19 protein-coding genes are annotated in these 18,770 nt (G+C 74.0%); 4 read left to right on the forward strand and 15 right to left on the reverse strand.

The window, feature by feature from the left end:
• Positions 1 to 12: 12 nt before the first annotated feature.
• From DQE82_RS12065 to DQE82_RS12080, 4 genes are all read right to left on the reverse strand, one after another.
• A complete protein-coding gene (locus tag DQE82_RS12065; protein ID WP_043328998.1) occupies positions 13 to 297 on the reverse strand; it encodes a GlsB/YeaQ/YmgE family stress response membrane protein in 285 nt (94 codons plus the stop codon).
• A 253-nt stretch (positions 298 to 550) separates the two neighbouring features.
• Positions 551 to 838 carry a GlsB/YeaQ/YmgE family stress response membrane protein gene (locus tag DQE82_RS12070; protein WP_043328996.1) on the reverse strand — a complete coding sequence of 96 codons (288 nt, stop codon included), beginning with the start codon at positions 836 to 838 and terminating at the stop codon, positions 551 to 553.
• A 220-nt stretch (positions 839 to 1,058) separates the two neighbouring features.
• Entirely contained in the window at positions 1,059 to 2,936 is a 1,878-nt protein-coding gene (gene lepA / locus DQE82_RS12075) for a translation elongation factor 4 (RefSeq protein ID WP_069087980.1), read from the reverse strand.
• 106 nt (positions 2,937 to 3,042) lie between these two features.
• Positions 3,043 to 3,579, reverse strand: a complete 537-nt coding sequence (locus tag DQE82_RS12080) for a DUF4240 domain-containing protein (RefSeq protein ID WP_043328995.1) — start codon at positions 3,577 to 3,579, stop codon at positions 3,043 to 3,045.
• Positions 3,580 to 3,673: 94 nt separating this feature from the next.
• On the opposite strand from DQE82_RS12080, the gene DQE82_RS12085 reads away from it, so the two are divergent.
• Together DQE82_RS12085 and rpsT are read left to right on the forward strand one after the other, a co-directional pair.
• Positions 3,674 to 4,654, forward strand: a complete 981-nt coding sequence (locus tag DQE82_RS12085; protein ID WP_084789691.1) for a phosphotransferase family protein — start codon at positions 3,674 to 3,676, stop codon at positions 4,652 to 4,654.
• Between the two features lie 449 nt (positions 4,655 to 5,103).
• Entirely contained in the window at positions 5,104 to 5,370 is a 267-nt protein-coding gene (gene rpsT / locus DQE82_RS12090; protein WP_030503107.1) for a 30S ribosomal protein S20, read from the forward strand.
• Positions 5,371 to 5,557: 187 nt separating this feature from the next.
• Here the strand turns inward: rpsT and DQE82_RS12095 are convergent, their stop codons facing one another.
• The 10 genes from DQE82_RS12095 to pepN all read right to left on the reverse strand — a co-directional run bounded on the left by DQE82_RS12095 (position 5,558) and on the right by pepN (position 16,558).
• Positions 5,558 to 6,022 (reverse strand): hypothetical protein, encoded by a 465-nt coding sequence (locus tag DQE82_RS12095; protein ID WP_113972685.1) that lies wholly within the window; start codon positions 6,020 to 6,022, stop codon positions 5,558 to 5,560.
• Positions 6,019 to 6,999: a DNA polymerase III subunit delta gene (gene holA / locus DQE82_RS12100; RefSeq protein WP_043328991.1), complete on the reverse strand. Its 981-nt coding sequence runs from the start codon at positions 6,997 to 6,999 to the stop codon at positions 6,019 to 6,021. Before holA ends, DQE82_RS12095 begins: the two co-directional genes overlap by 4 nt.
• Positions 7,000 to 7,121: 122 nt before the next feature.
• Positions 7,122 to 9,536 carry a ComEC/Rec2 family competence protein gene (locus DQE82_RS12105; RefSeq protein ID WP_370446790.1) on the reverse strand — a complete coding sequence of 805 codons (2,415 nt, stop codon included), beginning with the start codon at positions 9,534 to 9,536 and terminating at the stop codon, positions 7,122 to 7,124.
• On the reverse strand, positions 9,533 to 10,411 hold the full coding sequence (locus tag DQE82_RS12110; RefSeq protein WP_113972686.1) for a ComEA family DNA-binding protein: 879 nt from the start codon (positions 10,409 to 10,411) through the stop codon (positions 9,533 to 9,535). Before DQE82_RS12110 ends, DQE82_RS12105 begins: the two co-directional genes overlap by 4 nt.
• A gap of 126 nt (positions 10,412 to 10,537) precedes the next feature.
• Positions 10,538 to 11,302 carry an SDR family NAD(P)-dependent oxidoreductase gene (locus DQE82_RS12115; RefSeq protein ID WP_113972687.1) on the reverse strand — a complete coding sequence of 255 codons (765 nt, stop codon included), beginning with the start codon at positions 11,300 to 11,302 and terminating at the stop codon, positions 10,538 to 10,540.
• Between the two features lie 9 nt (positions 11,303 to 11,311).
• The gene (locus DQE82_RS12120; RefSeq protein WP_113972688.1) at positions 11,312 to 12,166 is read right to left on the reverse strand and encodes a DegV family protein; all 855 of its coding nucleotides are present in this window, start codon (positions 12,164 to 12,166) and stop codon (positions 11,312 to 11,314) included.
• A gap of 48 nt (positions 12,167 to 12,214) precedes the next feature.
• A complete protein-coding gene (locus DQE82_RS12125; RefSeq protein ID WP_069087984.1) occupies positions 12,215 to 12,844 on the reverse strand; it encodes a histidine phosphatase family protein in 630 nt (209 codons plus the stop codon).
• Positions 12,841 to 13,245 carry a ribosome silencing factor gene (gene rsfS / locus DQE82_RS12130; RefSeq protein WP_043328985.1) on the reverse strand — a complete coding sequence of 135 codons (405 nt, stop codon included), beginning with the start codon at positions 13,243 to 13,245 and terminating at the stop codon, positions 12,841 to 12,843. Before rsfS ends, DQE82_RS12125 begins: the two co-directional genes overlap by 4 nt.
• Before the next feature lie 110 nt (positions 13,246 to 13,355).
• The gene (gene nadD / locus DQE82_RS12135; RefSeq protein WP_030503098.1) at positions 13,356 to 13,952 is read right to left on the reverse strand and encodes a nicotinate-nucleotide adenylyltransferase; all 597 of its coding nucleotides are present in this window, start codon (positions 13,950 to 13,952) and stop codon (positions 13,356 to 13,358) included.
• An 89-nt stretch (positions 13,953 to 14,041) separates the two neighbouring features.
• Entirely contained in the window at positions 14,042 to 16,558 is a 2,517-nt protein-coding gene (pepN, locus tag DQE82_RS12140) for an aminopeptidase N (RefSeq protein WP_113972689.1), read from the reverse strand.
• Positions 16,559 to 16,624: 66 nt separating this feature from the next.
• Here pepN and DQE82_RS12145 point away from each other — a divergent pair, with 66 nt between their 5' ends.
• On the forward strand, positions 16,625 to 16,843 hold the full coding sequence (locus DQE82_RS12145) for a DUF397 domain-containing protein (RefSeq protein ID WP_013287999.1): 219 nt from the start codon (positions 16,625 to 16,627) through the stop codon (positions 16,841 to 16,843).
• 7 nt (positions 16,844 to 16,850) lie between these two features.
• On the opposite strand, the gene DQE82_RS12150 is transcribed toward DQE82_RS12145, so the two are convergent.
• On the reverse strand, positions 16,851 to 17,237 hold the full coding sequence (locus tag DQE82_RS12150) for a hypothetical protein (protein ID WP_113972690.1): 387 nt from the start codon (positions 17,235 to 17,237) through the stop codon (positions 16,851 to 16,853).
• A 239-nt stretch (positions 17,238 to 17,476) separates the two neighbouring features.
• Between DQE82_RS12150 and DQE82_RS12155 the strand changes: the two genes are divergently transcribed.
• Complete coding sequence (locus DQE82_RS12155; protein WP_113972691.1) at positions 17,477 to 18,760, forward strand: cytochrome P450; 1,284 nt, start codon at positions 17,477 to 17,479, stop codon at positions 18,758 to 18,760.
• Positions 18,761 to 18,770: the final 10 nt, after the last annotated feature.

Genomic DNA, 18,770 nt, shown 5'->3' on the forward strand with positions numbered 1-18,770 from the left:
CGTGGTGCGGGGTCAGTAGCGCGAGACGCCGCGGCGACGGCCGACACCGGCCACCAGGGCCACGCCGATCGCGGCGAACAGCACCTGCAGCATCAGCTCGCGCCAGTCGATGCCGGCGGTCTCGGCGAAGCCGGAGGCCCGGGCGACGAGCGTGCCCAGAAGCGCGGCGCCGACGCCGATCAGCATGTGCAGCCACATGGGCATGTTCTGCCGGCCCGGCACGACCAGCCGGCCCAGCGCGCCGACGATCAGACCAACGACCAGCGCCGTGATGATGCCCCAAACGGTGAGCTCCATGGTCGCCCTCCTCCTTAAGATCCGGTCACACGTTTTTGTGTGGTTACTGTCGTGATCGCTAAGTTCCCGACCGCCCGGAAATCCAAACCGACTCCGATGACGAATTGTTCAGACGTACCCTGACCTGCTGCTTCTCCCCGAAACCCGGCGCGGCGGGCGGGCCCGACACACCGACGGGGTTCAATGCGCCGAATACGCCGACGGGTGCCCGGCCGATGCGGCCGGGCACCCGTCGAGGCGCGTGATGCGTCGATCAGTAACGCGAGACGCTGCTGCGGCGGCCGACGCCGGCCACCAGGGCCACACCGATGGCGGCGAGCACGACCTGCACGGCCAGCTCGGCCCAGTCGATGCCGGCGGTCTGCGTGGCGATGCCGAGCGCGCGGGCCAGGACGGTGCCCAGCAGCGCCGCGCCGACGCCGATCACCATGTGCAGCCAGATCGGCATGTTCTGCCGGCCCGGCACGACCAGCCGGCCCAGCGCGCCGACGATCAGACCCACGACCAGCGCGGTGATGATGCCCCAGACGGTGAACTCCACGGTCGTCCTCCTAAAGCGATTTCGCACGTTCTGTGCGGTTGCTGTCGTGACCGCTAAGTGCCCGACGCATCGAAAACCGAAACCGGCCGCATCGACCGCCACCCTCCCGGCTGACGCGAACCCGCAGGTGGGAGCGCTGCCACCGGCTGAAAATCTCCTGGGTACGCGAACGGCCGGCGCCCCTGCGAGGGGACGCCGGCCGCTGCGCGGAGCCGGACCGCTACTTCTTGCCGGCGGGCTTGCCGTCGCCGGAGTCGGACGAGAGCGCCGCGATGAACGCCTCCTGGGGGACCTCCACCCGGCCCACCATCTTCATCCGCTTCTTGCCCTCCTTCTGCTTCTCCAGCAGCTTGCGCTTGCGGCTGATGTCACCGCCGTAGCACTTGGCGAGCACGTCCTTGCGGATCGCGCGGATGGTCTCCCGGGCGATCACCCGGCTCCCGATCGCCGCCTGGATCGGCACCTCGAACTGCTGGCGCGGGATCAGCGAACGCAGCTTCGCCGCGATCGTCGTGCCGTACGTGTACGCCTTGTCCTTGTGCACGATCGCGCTGAACGCGTCGACCGGCTCGCCGTGCAGCAGGATGTCCACCTTCACCAGGTCCGACGCCTGCTCGCCGGAGGGCTCGTAGTCCAGTGAGGCGTAACCCTTGGTACGGCTCTTGAGCTGGTCGAAGAAGTCGAAGATGATCTCGGCCAGCGGCAGCGTGTAGCGCAGCTCCACCCGGTCGGCGGAGAGGTAGTCCATGCCGAGCAGGCTGCCCCGGCGGCCCTGACACAGCTCCATCACCGCGCCGACGTAGTCGTTCGGGGTCAGCACCGTCGCCCGCACCGTCGGCTCGTACACCTCCGCGATCTTGCCGGTCGGGTACTCGCTCGGGTTGGTGACCACGATCTCCTCGCCGTCCTCCTGGATGGCCCGGTAGACCACGTTCGGGGCGGTGGAGATCAGGTCGAGGTTGAACTCCCGCTCCAGCCGCTCCCGGATGATCTCCAGGTGCAGCAGGCCGAGGAAGCCGCAGCGGAAGCCGAAGCCCAGCGCGCCGGAGGTCTCCGGCTCGTAGACCAGCGCGGCGTCGTTGAGCTTGAGCTTGTCCAGCGCCTCGCGCAGGTTCGGGTAGTCCGAGCCGTCGATCGGGTAGAGCCCCGAGTAGACCATCGGCTTCGGGTCCTTGTAACCGCCGAGCGCCTCCTTGGCCGGGTTGTTGTTGATGGTGACCGTGTCACCGACCCGGGACTGGCGCACGTCCTTCACGCCGGTGATCAGGTAGCCCACCTCGCCGACGCCGAGCGCGTCGGCCTTGACCATCTCCGGCGAGATGACACCGATCTCCAGCAGCTCGTGGACCGCGCCGGTGGACATCATCTTGATCCGGTCCCGGGCCGAGATCCGGCCGTCGATCACCCGGACGTACGTGACCACGCCCCGGTAGACGTCGTACACCGAGTCGAAGATCATCGCGCGGGCCGGGGCCTCGGCGTCACCCACCGGCGGCACGAACTGCCGGACGATCTCGTCCAGCAGGTACGGCACGCCCTCGCCGGTCTTGCCGGAGACCTTGATGCAGTCCGCCGGGTCGCCGCCGATCAGGTGCGCCAGCTCCTCGGCGTACTTCTCCGGCTGGGCGGCCGGCAGGTCGATCTTGTTGAGCACCGGGATGATGTGCAGGTCGTTCTCGAGCGCCAGGTAGAGGTTGGCGAGCGTCTGCGCCTCGATGCCCTGCGCGGCGTCGACGAGCAGGATCGCACCCTCGCAGGCAGCCAGCGAACGGGACACCTCGTAGGTGAAGTCCACGTGGCCCGGAGTGTCGATCATGTTGAGCACGGCCGTCTCACCGGCCCGGTCGCCCTCGCGGATCGTCCACGGCATCCGCACGGCCTGGCTCTTGATGGTGATGCCGCGCTCGCGCTCGATGTCCATCCGGTCCAGGTACTGCGCGCGCATCTGCCGTGGGTCGACCACACCGGTGAGCTGCAACATCCGGTCGGCCAGGGTCGACTTCCCGTGGTCGATGTGGGCGATGATGCAGAAGTTCCGGATGCGCGCCGGGTCGGTGGCACCAGGAGCGTTCGCGCCGGGATCGAGCGTCGGTGGCACAGCGGTCCGTTCTGGTCGGCTGACGTGAGCGGGCCGGCGCGCCGCCGGCCCCCTCCATGGTCCCACGTCGCCCCGGGAGCGCCCGGACTCCCCCTTTACTCCACTGCTATTCCACGGGCGGCTCCACGAAGAGGGTGGCCAGTCTCGGCAGCCGACGCCGGGCCTCCTCCTCGTCGTCGAAGTCCCAGAAGTCGTTCAGGTCGGGCACCGGCACCGGGTCACGCTCGGCCGGCAGGTCGGTCGCGGTGGCCTTCCGGTACGCGTCCCACGGCACCGCCAGCATGTCCTCGCACTCGAACTCCTCGCCGCTGAGCGCCGCCGCCCGCACCTGCGGCAACTCGGCGAGCGAGTCCGGGTCGCCGACCGCCTTGGCGAACACCGCCCGGCCCTGGGTCATCAGCCAGCCCCGGAAATACTCGAAGCCGTCGTCCGAGGCGCCGCCGTTGATCAGGTACGCCGCGCCCCAGAGATCCACCCGGTAGGAGGCGGCGAGCACCCGCCGCTGGTGGTGGGCGTACCCGACGATCTCCTCCGGGTCGCGCTCGGCCAGCAGCGCGACCGCCCGGGCGGCGACCGCGTCGGGCTCTCCCCCGGCCCCGGCGCGGGCGTCGTCGATCAGCTGCCAGAACTCGTCGGTCCTCATGGCAGGCAGTCTGGCAGAGCCCTCCGACGCGCCGGTTCGCCGCGCGCCACCGGTGCGGCGGGGCGGCGCGGCCCGCGTGCGGCAGCATGGTGCGGTGCGTGCGATCTCACTCCCGCCCGTCGCGTACGGGTCGACGGCCGTGCGGCCGGGCTGGGCCGACCTGCCGGCCGGGCTGCGGAACGCGCTGGCCGCCCGGCTCGGCGGCCCACCGGCGGCGGTACGGGTGGCCGCCGGCGGGTTCACCAGCGGATTCGCCGCCGTGCTGACCGGCCCAGACGGTGAGCGCGTGTTCGTCAAGGCGGCGGCGCTGCACGGGCAACGGCACCTGGTCGACTGGTACGCCCACGAGGCGGCGATCCTGGCCCGGCTCCCGGCCGGCCTGCCGGTGCCCCGGCCGCGCTGGGCGCTCACCGAGTCCGGCTGGTACGCGCTGGCGCTCGACGCGATCGACGGGCACACCCCCGCGCTGCCCTGGGCGCCGGCCGAGCTGGACGCCGCCCTCGCCACGTACGCCGAGGTGGCCGCCGCCCTCGCCGACCCGCCTGCGCAGCTGGCCGCGCTCCCGCTCCCCCGGCTCGCGGACCTGGCCCGCGACGACATCCTCTGGTGGGGCGAGGTGGCCGCCGGGCGCGAGCCACTGCCCGAGCAGGCCGCCGGCGCCCCGCTGGCCGAGCTGGTGGCGCTGGAGTCGCGCCTGCCCGGGTACGCCGACGCAGCCCCCGGGCTGGCCCACGGCGACCTGCGGGTGGACAACCTCCTGATCGACTCCGGCGGGCGCGCCTGGCTGTGCGACTGGCCGTGGCTCTGTCACGGGCCGGCCTGGTTCGACCTGGCCGGGCTGTTGCTCACCGCGTACGCCAGTGGCCTGGACGCGGACGCCGCGTTCGCCGGTCACCCGGCGGTGGCAGGGGCGCCCGCTGATGCGCTGGACGTGACGCTGGCCGCGCTGGCCGGCTACTACCTGACCGGGGCCGCCGCCGAACCGTCGACGGCGTCCCCGCACCTGCGCGCCCACCAGCGCTGGAGCGGCGAGCAGGCGCTCAGCTGGCTGGCCGAGCGGCGAGGCTGGTCCTGACCCCACCCCGCCCCTCCCCCGTGATCCACCCGGTTCGGCGAAGTGGCCGCATCCCACCGAACCGGCCCTCTCCCCCCTTGATCCACACCAGCACGGGGAAGTAGCGGCATCACACCGCCCCTGACCCCGCCACCTCCCCGAACTGGCGCGCCCGTCCACCGGCCCTCGCCCTTGATCCACACCAGCACGGGGAAATGGCCACATCACACCGGCCCTGGCCCCGCCACTTCCCCGAAGTGGCGCGCCGCTCGACCAGCCTGGAAACGCCGATCGGACTGGTGTGATCGCTGGGTGCGACGGCATGCTGGTGACGGTGGCAGGTGGGCCCCGGCCGGAGGCGTTTTGGCTCGTCGGGGACCGACCTGGTAGCCTGGCCTTTCGCGCGGCGATGACGCATGCTCGTCGTGCGCGAAGCAGACCAACCCGAGCTATCAAGACGAGGCTGTCGCGTGGCGAACATCAAGTCCCAGATCAAGCGCAACCGGCAGAACGAGAAGCGCCGGCTGCGTAACAAGTCGGTCAAGTCGTCGCTGAAGACCGCCATCCGGAAGTTCCACGAGGCTGCCGAGGCGGGCGACGCCGAGAAGGCCACCGTGCTGATGCGTGAGGCCACCCGGAAGCTGGACAAGGCTGCCAGCAAGGGTGTCATCCACGCCAACCAGGCGGCCAACCGGAAGTCGGCGATCGCCAAGCGCGTCGCCTCGTTCTCTGCCTGACCGGCACCGCAGATCCCGACCGGAAGCCCCGGGGCCATCGAGCCCACGGGGCTTCCGGCTGTCCCACTCCGATCACGCCGCAGATCTTGGTACGAAACGGCCCCCTGAGGGGCTGCCCCCTGAGGGGCGGTTCCGTACCAAGATCTCCGCGCGAAGGCGCGGGGCGCGGCGCGGGGAAGAGGCGCTGCTAGCGCTCGGTCGGGCGGTCGAACGTCGCGCGTTGCGGGTGGTGGTAGCGGACGCCCCGGGAGTCGGCTGGCGTGCCGCCCGGCAACGACCGGACGCTCCGGACCGCGCCGCCCGGCAGCGCGCGGGCGCTCGCGGGCACCCGGGCCCGGCCGACCACCGGCTCCATCTGCCGCCGGAAGCGGTCCCGCTCCTGCTCGGGCACCAGCGCCGCGGTGCGGACGACCATCTCGGCGACCACGTCGTTGAGCTTGACCATCGCGGCCACTGCGACCGGCAGCACCAGCACCGCCCACCAGCTCACCAGTTCGGCGAGCGCGAGCAGCACGGCGAGCGCCATCGCGCCCTCGAAGAACAGGAAGCAGAGCACCCCGCCCGGGTTGACGAAGCGCAGGCCCAGCACCCGGGCGTAGAGCGGGCGGTACCGCTCCTCGTCCGTGGCCACAGTCGACCACGATCGGGTCACCGGGCGCCGCCCTGCCGGGCCGCGGCCACCGAGAACACGGCTCGCTCCAGCGCGTACGCCCGGTCGTCGGCGCCGCCCTTGACCGCCGCATTGCACTCGGCGGCCACCCGCATCGCCTCGACCAGGCCCTCGGGCGTCCAGCCCCGGGCCCGCACCTGAGCCTTCTCGATCTTCCAGGCCGGCATGCCCAGCGTCTTGGCCAGCTGGAACGGGCTTCCCCGCCCGGCGGCGGCGACCCGGGCCACGGTTCGTACGCCGTCGGCCAGCGCGTCGGCGATCGGCACCGGATCGACGCCGACGTGCAGCGCCCAGCGCAGCGCCTCCAGCGCGCCGGGCACGTCGCCGACCATCGTCGCGTCGGCCACCGTGAAGCCGGTCACCTCGGCCCGCCCCCGGTAGTAGCGGGCCACCGTGTCCGCGCTGATCCGCCCGTCCGTGTCGGCGAGCAGCTGCGAGCAGGCGGCGGCCAGCTCACGCATGTCGTTGCCGACCGCCGCGACCAGGGCGTCGGCCGCGTCCGGCGTGCACTTGCCCCCGTTACGGCGGATCTCGTCCCGCACGAAGGCGGCCCGTTCCCGGTCGCCCTTGAGCTTCATCGCCGGCACCACCGTGGCACCGGCCGCCCGAAGCCCGTCGGCGAACGCCTTGCCCTTGGCCCCGCCCAGGTGCAGCACGACGAGCTGCACGTCCGGGTCGGGGTTCTTCGCGTACGCCAGTAGCGCGGTGGACAGGTCCTTGCGGGCGTCCTGACCGGAGCGGAGCACCAGCACCCGGCGGCCGCCGAACAGCGACGGGCTGAGCATCTCGGCGATCTCGCCGACGGTGAGCGTGCCGGCCTGGTATTCCCGCACGTCCACGTCGGGGTCCACCTCGCGGGCCCGGGCGACGGCTTCGGTCACCGCTCGCGTGGCGAGCAGCTCCTCGTCGCCGAGGACGAGCACAATAGGAGGCAGGTCGGCGGGGGTCACGTCGCCCATACTCGCACGCCCTCCGACCCGATCGGACCTGGTCATCGAGGACTGTGACGGCACAGCCCGCACTCAGCGCAAATCCAGACATTTGACTTGATCCACCATCTATCCCAACAAGATTCGCCACCTCACCGCTGTCGTACCGGATCGGGGCCGCGCGTCACCACGGCGAGGCCGGTGCCGACGCGCACGGCGGCCAGGTCACCGCCGGTGTCGGTACGCAGCACCCGCGCGCCGCCCCGGGTCAGCCGGTCCAGCAGCCCGGCGTTGGGATGCCCGTAGTCGTTGTCGACGCCCACGCACACCAGCGCCACCGCCGGGCGCACCGCGGCGAGGAACTGCGGATCCTGGTACGCCGAGCCGTGGTGGGCCACCTTCAGCACGTCGGCCCGGATCGCGGCGGCCGGCATCGTCTCCAGCATCGCCCGCTGCTCCTCCGTCTCGGCGTCACCGGCGAGCAGGACCCGTACCCCGGCCACGGTGGCGGTCAGGACGAGTGAGTTGTTGTTCGGGTCGGACCGGCTGCCCCGCAGCGGGTACGGCGGCCCCACCGCGACCAGGTCCACCGCTCCGGCCCGCCAGCGCCAGCCCGCCTGCGCGGCGGCGAGCGGCGCACCGGCCCGGCGGGCCGCCTCGCGTACCTGGGCGGCGCCGTAGGGCGGCTCGGACCAGGACGGACCCACCACCGCGCCCACCCGCCGGCCCCGGAACACCCCGGCCACGCCGCCGACGTGGTCGACGTGGAAGTGACTGACCACCAGCAGCGACACCTCACGTACGCGCAGGCGGCGCAGGCAGGCGTCCACGCCGGACGGGTCCGGTCCGGCGTCGACCACCACGGCCCGGCCGGCCGCCACCGGCAGCACCACGGCGTCCCCCTGCCCCACCGCGCACGCCACCACCACCCAGCCGCGCGGCGGCCAGCCGGAGGCAAGCAACCGGACCGGCACCGCGCCGAGTACGACCGCCGCCACGACGACAGCGATCAGCCGCCGCGCCCGGCGTCGGCGGAAGGCGAGCAGCAGCGCCACGCTCACCCCCGCCAGCAGCAGGGCCCCGGCCACCCCGCCCACCCAGGGCAGGTTCCCGGCCGGCAGGTCCGCCCCGTGCGCGGCCACCGCCACCAGCCAGCGCGCCGGCCAACTCGCCAGCCAGGCCAGGAACTCCGCGCCGCCCGGCCACACCGGCGACAGCACTGCCGCCAGCACACCGAGCACAGTGGCGGGCGCGACGGCCGGCACCGCCAACAGGTTCGCCGGCACCGCCACCAGGCTCACCGTCGCGGACAGTCCGGCGATCACCGGGCCGCAGGCGAGCTGCGCGGCGGCCGGCACGGCCAGCGCCTCGGCCAGCCCGGGCGGTACGCCCCGGCGGCGCAGCGCGTCCCGCCATCCCGGCGCGAGCAGCAGCAGTCCTCCGGTGGCGCAGACCGACAACGCGAACCCCGGGTCGCCCGCGAGGTCCGGGTCGTACAGGATCAGCCCGGTGACCGCCGCGGCGAGCGCGGGCAGCGCCGACCGGGACCGCCCGGCGGCCAGCGCGGCGAGCCCGATCGCACCCATCGCGGCGGCGCGCACCACGCTCGGCGAGGGCCGTACCAGGATGACGAACCCGACCAGGGCGAGCACACACAGCGTGGCGGCGGTACGCGGACCGGCGCGCGCCCAGCGGGCCAGCAGCAGCACCGCGCCGACCACTATCGCCACGTTGGAGCCGGACACCGCGTTGAGGTGCGTCATCCCGGTGGCCCGGAAGTCCTCCTCCACCTCGGGCAGCAGCCGGCTGGTGTCCCCCACCACGAGGCCGGGCAGCAGCCCGCCCGGCGCGTCCGGCAGCGGCGCACAGGCGCGCTGGAGCCCTGATCGCAGCACCCCGGCCGCCCGTTGCGGCCAGGACGCGCTGCCGCGCAGCGTGGGCGGATCGGCGGCGGAGAGCACGGCGGCGGTCAGGTCACCGCCGCGCGGGGCGGACAGCCGCCCCTGGGTGGTGACCCGCTGACCCGGCAGCAGCGGCCGCCAGGCCGGGTCGGTGGCCAGCACCAGGGCGCGTACCGGGCCGGTGACCCGCGCGCCGTCGCCTCCGGTGAGGCGGACCAGGTCGACGCGGACCAGGAGCATCGGTGGCCGGCCGGGGGCACCGCGTACCGGGCGGGGATCGTCGCGCAGCACGAGGTCGGCGGTGACCACTGCGCCTTCGGCGACCAGCGCTCGTACCGCCGTGGCGTCGCGGATCGCGAGCCGGGCGCCGGTGGCGGCCGCCCCGCAGACCACGCCGAGCAGCACGGCGACCGCGATCCAGCCGTAGCGGCGGGCCGGCTCGCCCGGTCGACCGAGCACACCGCAGCGGCGCAGGGCCGCCAGGAGGGCGAGCGCGGCGGCGACGGCGGCCGTCCACACGGTCGCGCGGACGGTGAGGTGCAGCCCGGCCAGCGCGGCGAGCCACGCGGCCACCGCCAACCCGGCCAGCCGCAGGTCGGGCACGTCGCGGACAGGCGCAGGGTCACCGTCGAGGACGGGCGAGGCAGCGGCACGCCGGCCGGTCACACCGTCACCAGTTCCTTGAGCTGCTCGTACCGGGCGTCGCCGATGCCGTCGACCTGCCGCAGGTCGGACACGGACCGGAAGCCGCCGTGCTGGTCGCGGTGGTCGAGGATCCGCTGGGCGAGCACCGGGCCGACGCCGGGTAGCGCGTCGAGCTGGGCAAGCGTCGCGGTGTTCAGGTTGACCGGTCCGGCCGGCGCCGCCGGTCCGCCCGGCGCACCGCCTGCGCCCGCCGCGGCGGGCCCGCCCGGTGGCGGTGGGGCGGTCACGCCGACCAGGATCAGTTCACCGTCGGTGACCTTGCGGGCGGGGTTGAGCAGCGCGACGTCGACGCCGGGCAGCGCGCCGCCTGCCGCTTCGACGGCGTCGGCCAGCCGGGCGCCGGCCGGCAGCCGGACCAGGCCGGGGCGGCGGACCTTCCCGGCCACCGCGACGACCACCTGACCCGGTGCGCCGGCTGACGCGGGCACCCCGGTGACCGCCTCGGTCGCCGCGCCCACAGGCGCCTCGGAGGACGCCGTCACCGGCGGCACGGGTTCGGTGCTCGGACGCGAGCGCCAGGCCCAGACGGCGGCCACCACGACCACCACTGCCGCCACCGCCGCGAGCGCCCGCACACCCCGGCGGCCGGGATCGAACGCCCCGGGTCCGGGCAGCCGGGACGCCAGGCCGCGCGCGGCCACCGGAGCATCGTGGGACGGGCCGTCGTCGGCGTCCGGCTCGGCGGACCAGGGGTTCGCCCCGGACGAGGGTTCCCGCCCGCCGTCGCGCTCCGGGAAGCCGGGACGCAGCCCGAGACCCGGCTCGGCCTCGCCGGGCCCAGGCCCGAACAGCCGGGCGAGCCGCCGCCGTACCGTCGTCTCCTCGTCGTCTGGCACGGCTCGGGACGCTACGGCGACAGCTCGTCCCGCATCGGCCGATGAACGCTCACCTGTGGACAACCAAGGGACTGTGGACACACACCCGATCAAGCCCTGGCCGTGCTAGGTGGCCGAAAACTACGGTCAGCGCGCCTCCGGGTCCAGGCCGAGCGCGGCCCGTCCCCCGTCGACCGGCACGACCGCGCCGTTGACGAACGAGGCGCGTTCGGAGAGCAGGAACGCGACCACCTCGGCCACCTCGTCGGTACGCCCGATCCGGCCGAGCGGGTGCAGCCGGGCCATCTCCGCGTCGACGTGCGCGACCTCGGCCGGGTCGAGTCCGGCCAGGTAGGCGGCGTGCCGTTCGGTGTGGACGGAGCCGAGCGCCACCGCGTTGGCGCGGATCCCGTGGCGGCCGTAGTCGACGGCGAGCGCCCGGGTCAGCCCTTCCAGCGCGGCCTTGGCGGTGGCGTACGGCAGCGCGCCCGGCACCGCCCGGCGGGCCTGGTGGGACGAGACGTTGACGATCGCGCCGCCGGTCCGGGCGGCCAGGAACCGGCGTACGGCGGTGCCGGCCCCGGCCACGGCGGGCCGCAGGTTGAGCGTGATCAGGTCGACCACCTCGCTCGCGGGCGCGCGGTGCAGGTCGGCGTCGCGGAAGACGGCGGCGTTGTTGACCCAGCCGGCCAGCGGCGCGTACGCCTCGGCGCGGTCGGCGGCCCGGCCGGTGACCGCCTCGTCGCCGGCGTCCCCGGTCACGGCGTGCAGCCGGTCGGCGAGCGGATGCCGGGCCAGCCAGTCCAGTGCGCTCGTGTCCCGTTCGACCACGACCACGATGCCGCCGTCGGTGGCCAGCCGTTCGACGATGGCGCGTCCGACGCCGGTGACGACATACGACCGGAGGTTCATCCGGCCACCCTAGGGTGTACGGCGGTGGACCACCACGCACGCCAGCCCCGGCCCGGCGTGGGCGGCGACCACCGCTCCGGCCTCGGTGACGTACGTGTCGTGCAGCCGGTCGCCCAGCCGCTCGGTCAGCGCCGTCAGCAACTGCTCGGCCCGCTGCGGCGCGGCGAGGTGGTGCACCGCGACGTCGACCTGGGCGTCGTCTGCCGCCTCGACGGCGAGGTCGACCAGCCGCGCGACTCCCCGGCTGGCGGTACGGACCTTGTCCTTCACCACGATCGCGCCATCCGGCATGTGCATGATCGGCTTTACCGAGAGCGCGGTGCCGAGCAGCGCCTCGGCCGCGTTGATCCGGCCGCCCCGGCGCAGGAACTCCAGCGTGTCGACGTAGAAGTAGATGGTGGTGCGGGCGACCGCGTCCAGCGCCGCGTCGCGTACCCCGGTCAGGTCGGCGCCCGCCGCGGCGGCCGCGGCGGCGGCGAGCGCCGGGAAGCCGAGGCCCATGCCTGTGGATCGGCTGTCGACGACGGTGACGCGGTCGTCGCCGACCTCGGCGGCGGCGAGCCGGGCGGCCTCGACGGTGCCGGACAGTTCCGCGGACAGGTGCACCGACACCACGCCGTCGGCGCTCTCGGCGAGCAGCGTGCGGTAGACCTGCGCGAACTGTTCGGGCGCGGGCCGGGACGTGCTCACCGAGACCCGCCGGCCGCTCAGCGCGCGGGTGGCGTCGGCCGGGGAGGTCTCGACGCCCTCCAGCCCTTCCGCGCCGTTGAGGACGACTGTGAGCGGGACGACGGTGAGCCCGCGTGCGCGGGCCAGGTCGGAGGGCAGGTAGGCGGTGGAGTCGGTGACGACCGCGACGGGCATGACCGGCACGCTAGCCGATGGCGCTGTGACGCGCCGGGGCCGGAGGTGTCAGACCGCGTCGGTGAGCGCCGCCCGGGTGACCAGACCGACGTTGTGTGCCCGCAGGTGCCAGCCCCGGACGCCGTTGTGGCGCAGTTCGGTCCAGTGGCAGTTCGCCAGCGAGCCGAGGCTGCGCAGCACCGTGTGGTCCCAGCCGAGCAGATGCCCGACGCCCTGCCGGGCGCCGCCGCCGTGGGTGGTCACCACGACCGTGCCGCCGACGGCGAGGTCGGCCGCGTCCTGGAACCCGGCGCCGAGCCGGGCACCCAGGTCACCCAGGGGTTCGAGGCCGGCGCCCGGGTCCGGGTCGCCGGCCCGCCAGCGGGCGTACTCGTCGGGGAACCGCTCGGCCACCTCGGTCAGGGTGAGGCCCTGCCACTGGCCGAAGTGCCGTTCCCGCAGCCGCACGTCGGTGCGGACCGGCAGCCCGGTCAGCGCCGCGAGCGCGGCGGCGGTGTCGGCGGCCCGGCGCAGGTCGCTGGCGACGATCGCGTCGGGGCGCAGCGCGGCGAGTACCGGGGCGGCGGCGTGGGCCTGCTCGCGGCCGAGGTCGTTGAGGGGCACGTCGGTCTGGCCCTGGACGCGGCTCGCGGCGTTCCAGTCGGTGTTGCCGTGCCGCCAGATGATCAGTCGGGTCATTCGGCGGTGGCGCTGCCGGCGGCCGAGTCGGCCAGGTCGCGATCGGTGAACGGGATCTGCGGGCAGTCCTTCCAGAGCCGGTCGAGCGCGTAGAACTCGCGCTCCTCGGTGTGCTGGACGTGGACCACGATGTCGACGTAGTCGAGCAGCACCCAGCGGCCGCCGCGCTCGCCTTCGCGGCGCACCGGCTTGGCCTTCTCCGGCAGCTCCAGCAGGCGCTCCTCGATGGCGTCGACGATGGCGAGCACCTGACGCTCGTTCGGAGCGGCGGCCAGCAGGAACGCGTCGGTGATCGCGAGCTGGTCGCCCACGTCGATGATGACGATGTCCTGTGCCTTCTTGTCGGCCGCGGCCTGGGCGGCGGCCATCGCCAGCTCGTGCGCGCGCTCGGAAACTGTCACCGTTCTCCTTCGATCAACCGTGCGACCCTCCAAGCCTCTCACACCCGGCGGTGCGGCGACTTGTCAGTTCTGGTCGATTTCAGGCATAAACGCGGACATAAAGCGCGGAATCACCGCTGATAGAGACGCCGTTTCGCGATGTACTGCACCACACCGTCGGGCACCAGGTACCACACCGGTTCGCCCCGGGCGACCCGCGCACGGCAGTCGGTCGAGGAGATCGCCATCGCGGGCACCTGCACGAGGCTCACCGAGTCGGCCGGCAGGTGCTTGTCGGTCAGTTCGAAGCCGGGCCGGGTCACGCCGATGAAGTGGGCCAGTTCGAGCGCCTCGTCCAGATCCTTCCAGGAGAGGATGCGCTCCAGCGCGTCCGCGCCGGTGATGAAGAACAGCTGCGCCTTCGCGCCGTACTCGGCGTGCAGGTCGCGCAGCGTGTCGACGGTGTAGGTGGGGCCGCCGCGGTCGATGTCGACCCGGCTCACCTGGAAGCGCGGGTTGGAGGCGGTGGCGATCACCGTCATCAGATAACGGTCCTCGGCCGGGGTGACCGCTTCCTCCGCCTTCTGCCACGGCTGTCCGGTGGGCACGAAGACCACCTCGTCCAGACCGAACCGGTCGGCCACCTCGCTCGCCGCCACCAGGTGCCCGTGGTGGATCGGGTCGAACGTGCCGCCCATGATGCCGACCCGCCGGATGTCTTCCTCCACCCAGCGATCGTAGGCCGCCCGCCCGGCGGCCCCGGGCGGGGTCCGCCGTCGAGCGCGCCGGGCGGTCCCCCACCCGGCGCGCTCCCAGCTCAGGCCGACGCGGCGGCCACCGCCGTCCGGGCCACGAGCGCCCGGCGCATGTCGTCGTCCAGGTCGGTCACCCACCGCCGCAGGCCCGGCGTCAGGTCGTCGCGGGCCAGCAGCGCCGCGGCCATCTCCCGGGTGGGCTGCGCCACGGCGTAGCGGGGGTAGGCGGCCACCGTGACCGCGTCGGCCACCCACGCGGTACGCAGACGCGCCGCCGCCGGCATGTCGGTGAAGTAGCGCTGCACGTACCCGGCGGTCAGCTCGGCCTGCTCGGGCTGCCAGAAGCCCTCGGCGGTCGCCTCGACCAGGCGGTTGGACAGCTCGGTGCTGCGGGTGACGATCTCCCAGGCGGCCCGCTTCGCGTCGGCGTCGGGCAGCGCGGCCCGGCACGCGGCGGCCTGCTCGGCGCCGGTGGCGCTGCGGTCGGCGTCGGCCTCGGCGTCGATCTGCGGCGTACCGGCCGCGCCGAGCACCACCAGCCGGCGCAGCACCGCCCAGCGCAGGTCGGTGTCCACGGCCAGCCCCGACGGCACGTCCTTACCGGCCAGCCAGCCGGCGAGCATCGCGGTGTCGGTGGTGGCGGCGATCAGGCCCCGCGCCGCCGCCAGTTGCAGGGAACCGCCCGCGGGGGCCGAGTCGAGCAACGCCGCGCAGGCGGTCGCCACCCGCAGCAGCGCCGCGTCCCGGCCGAGCGGGTCGAGGTAGCGGTCGATCAGCCGGCGACTGAGCAGCAGCACGTCCTCGACGATCGTCACCTCGGTCTCGGCGGGCAGCGCCGCCGCGATCAGCGCGGCCAGCGCGCCGGCCGGCCGTTCCCCGTCGGTGACCGCATCCAGCGCCTCGCCCCAGAGCAGCGCCCGGGCCAGCGGATCGTCGAGCCCCGGCAGCAGCGTCGGCACCGCGTCCGCCGAGGCCGGGTCGAGGCGGATCTTGGCGAACGTCAGGTCACCGGCGTTCGGCAGCACGAGCCCGGTGGCGGGCCGTCCGACCAGCTCGGGCAGCGGCGTCCGGCCGCCGTCGGCGTCGGGGTCGAGGTCGACGTCGAACCGGTACGCCGGGCCGTCGGCGGTGTGGTGGGCCACGCCGATACGGTGCGGCCGCAGCACCGGGTGGCTCGCCGGGGCGGTCTGCACGATCGCCACGTCGGTCCACCGCCCGTCGGCGTCCACGGCGGTGTCGACCCGCAGCGTGTTCACCTGCGCGCGGCGCAGCCAGCGTTCCGCCCAGCCGTCCAGGTCGCGGCCACTCGCCGTACCCAGGGCGGCCAGCAGGTCGGCGAGCGTCGCGTTGCCGAAGCGGTGCGCGGCGAAGTGCGCGTTCAGCCCGGCCAGGAACGCCTCGTCACCGAGCCAGGCGACGAGCTGGCGCAGCACGCTGGCGCCCTTGGCGTACGAGATGCCGTCGAAGTTCAGCAGCGCCCGGGCGGCGTCTGCCACCTCCTCCGGCGCCACCGGATGGGTGGAGGGGCGCTGGTCGGCGGTGTAGCCCCAGGCCTTGCGACGGCTCGCGAACGTGGTCCACGCCCGGTCGAACCGGGTCGCCTCGGCGGTGACCCGGGTGCCCAGGTATTCGGCGAAGGACTCGTTGAGCCACAGGTCGTCCCACCAGCTCATGGTGACCAGGTCGCCGAACCACATGTGTGCCATCTCGTGGGCGATCGTGGTGGCGCGCAGCTCCCGCTGGGTGTCGGTCACCGCCGAGCGGAAGACGTAGTCGTCGCGGATCGTGACCAGGCCCGGGTTCTCCATCGCGCCGGCGTTGAACTCGGGCACGAACGCCTGGTCGTACTTGCCGAACGGATAGCGTTCGGCGAACAGCTCGTGGAAGCGGTCGAAGCACTGGCGGGTGACTGTGAAGATCTCGTCGGCGTCGGCATCCAGGTGCTCGGCGAGCGAGCGCCGGCAGTAGAGGCCGAGCGGGATGCCGTCGTGCTCGGCGCGCAGCACGTGCCACGGCCCGGCGATCAGCGAGACGAAGTAGGTCGCGAGCGGCTCGGTGGTGGCGAACTCCCAGCGGCCGGGTGCGGGCCGGTCGGCGAGCGGCCCGTTGGCGGCCACCGTCCACTCCGGTGGCGCGGTGACGGTCAGCGTCACCGGCGCCTTCAGGTCGGGCTGGTCGAACGCGGCGAAGATCCGCGGCCCGTCGTCCAGGAAGGACATCGCATACAGGTAGGTCTCGCCGTCGGCCGGGTCGACGAACCGGTGCAGCCCTTCGCCGGTGTTGGAGTAGGCCATCTCGGCCTCGACGGTGAGCGTGTTGTCGGCGGCCAGGCCGGTCAGCGGCAGCCGGCCGTCCGCCAGCAGGGCCGGGTCGAGGTCGCTGTCGTTGAGGCGGGCGGCGAGGAGTCGGCGCGGCTTGACGTCGACGAAGGTCTCGGCGCCGGGGGTGGCCCGGAACCGGATGGTGACGGCGGAGCGGAACCGCTCGGCGTCGCCGGTCAGGTCGAGGTCCACATCGTAGGACTCGACGGTGATCGACGCGCGGCGCGCGGTCGCCTCTGCACGGGTGAGGCTCGGCATCCGCTTATCCTGCCCGATGTGGTCCGCTCGGGCCGCCTCGTTACGCATGGCGATGGAGGAGCAGCGATGGGTCAGCACCCCAAGGGCGATTTCGACCTCTCCCGGGCGGTTTGGCAGCGGGCAGAGGGCGACACCTCCGAGGGAGCGGTCGAGGTGGCATTCGTCGACGACCTGATCGGTATGCGCAACTCCGCCGAGCCGGACGGGCCCGTGCTGGTCTTCACCCAGGCCGAGTGGGACGCGTTCGTCGCCGGCGCCCAGGACGGCGAGTTCGACCTGGACTGAGCGCACCTCAGTCACCGTCGCCCCAGCCGAGGCCGCCCGGACCGGGCGCGTGGTGGAAGCCCGGGTGCCCGGACACGTCGGCGCAGCGCTCGCCGTCGGGCCCGACCGCGTCGCAGAACAGCCGCTCGGCCCGGTGCCAGGCGTCCGCCGGGGACAGGGCCGCCGCGCCGAGCGCCAGCTCCGGGCGGAGCAGGCCGAGCGCTTCGGCGTACGCCACCGCCTGCTCCCGCGCGACGGCGGGATCGGTGGCGGCGAAGCCCAGGTGCACGGTGAAGTACCGCGGTGGGCGGGCCCCGGCGCGCCGGGGCCCGCCGATCAGCGGACCGTCGCGGCCGTCCCCGCGCAGCCCGGCCCACGCCTCGCGGTGCCGCCGTGCCGCGCTGTCGTCACGCATCAGTGCCCTCCCCCGTCGCCGGTGACCGCCGCCGGACACCACGCCGGCGGGCGCCGGACCGGTAGCCGCCGGTCCGCGTGCCTCGAGGGAACCAGCTTTTCCGCCGCCGGGGAGGGGCCAGCGTCCGCCCGACCGGCTGGCCCCTCCCGCGTGCGGCCCGAGCTGCTGAGATGAAGGGTTCGGCGGCGTCGCCCGGGGTAGGTAGGCAGCGCCGCCGAACCGCGTCAGGAGCAGCCGACATGAGCACCATGCCGAGCGACCGGAGCCCGGACAGCACACTCGCCTTCATCCGGGAGGGCTACCGCTTCGTCGGCTCCCGCTGCGACCGCCTCGGCACCGACGTGTTCCAGACCCGGCTGCTGCTGGAGCCGACGATCTGCCTGCGCGGCCGGGAGGCCGCCGAGCTGTTCCACGACGATGAGCGGTTCGTGCGGCGGGGCGCCATGCCGATGCGCGGGCAACGCACGCTCACCGGTGTCGGCGGCGTGCAGGGCCTCGACGGACAGACGCACCGGGTCCGCAAGGCGATGTTCATGTCGATCATGACGCCGGCCGCGATCCGCCGCCTCGGGGAGATCTTCGACGAACAGTGGCAGGCCCGGATCCCGGTCTGGGCCCGCAACGGCCCGGTGGTGCTCTACGACGAGGTGGGCGAGATCCTGACCCGTACGGTCTGGGCCTGGGCCGGGGTGCCGCTGGCCGAGGCCGACGTGCCGCGCCGCACCGCCGAGATGCACGCGATGATCGAGGCGCCGGCCGCGCTGGGCCCCCGGCACTGGCGCGGCCGGCTCGGCCGCTACCGCGCGCAACGATGGGCCGGCGACCTGATCGAACGGGTACGCGCGGGCGCGGTGCCCGCCCCGGAGGGCAGCGCGCTGGCGGTCGTGGCCGGGCACCGGGACGAGCGGGGACTGCCGCTGCCCCGCCGGATCGCCGCAGTGGAACTGCTCAACGTGCTGCGCCCCACCGTCGCGGTGGACCGGTACGTGGTCTTCGCCGCGCTGGCGCTGCACGACCACCCGCACTGGCGGGACCGGCTGCCCGGCGACGACGCCGCGACCGAGCGGTTCGTGCAGGAGGTACGCCGCTACTACCCGTTCTTCCCGGTCGCCGCGGCCCGGGTGCGCCGCTCGTTCCAGTGGCGGGGGTACACGTTCCCGCAGGGCCGGCGGGTGCTGCTCGACCTGTACGGCACCAATCACCACCCGGACATCTGGCCGGAGCCGGAGCAGTTCCGCCCCGAGCGCTTCACCGGCTGGCGCGACGACCCGTTCGGCCTGGTCCCGCAGGGCGGCGGCGACCACTTCACCGGCCACCGCTGCGCCGGCGAGTGGATCACCATCGAGCTGATGAAGCGGGCCGTGACGAACCTGACCGGCGCGATGGACTACCGCGTACCGCCGCAGGACCTGGCGCTCGACCTGGGCGCCATGCCGGCGTTGCCGCCCAGCGGGCTGGTGCTCGACGGCGTACGCCCGGTCGACGGGGCACATCGGGCCGGCGGGGTGCGCCCGCTGCGCTGAACGGGCGCCC

The sequence above is a fragment of the Micromonospora sp. LHW51205 genome (genome assembly GCF_003315815.1).
GTDB classification, from domain to species: domain Bacteria; phylum Actinomycetota; class Actinomycetes; order Mycobacteriales; family Micromonosporaceae; genus Micromonospora; species Micromonospora chalcea.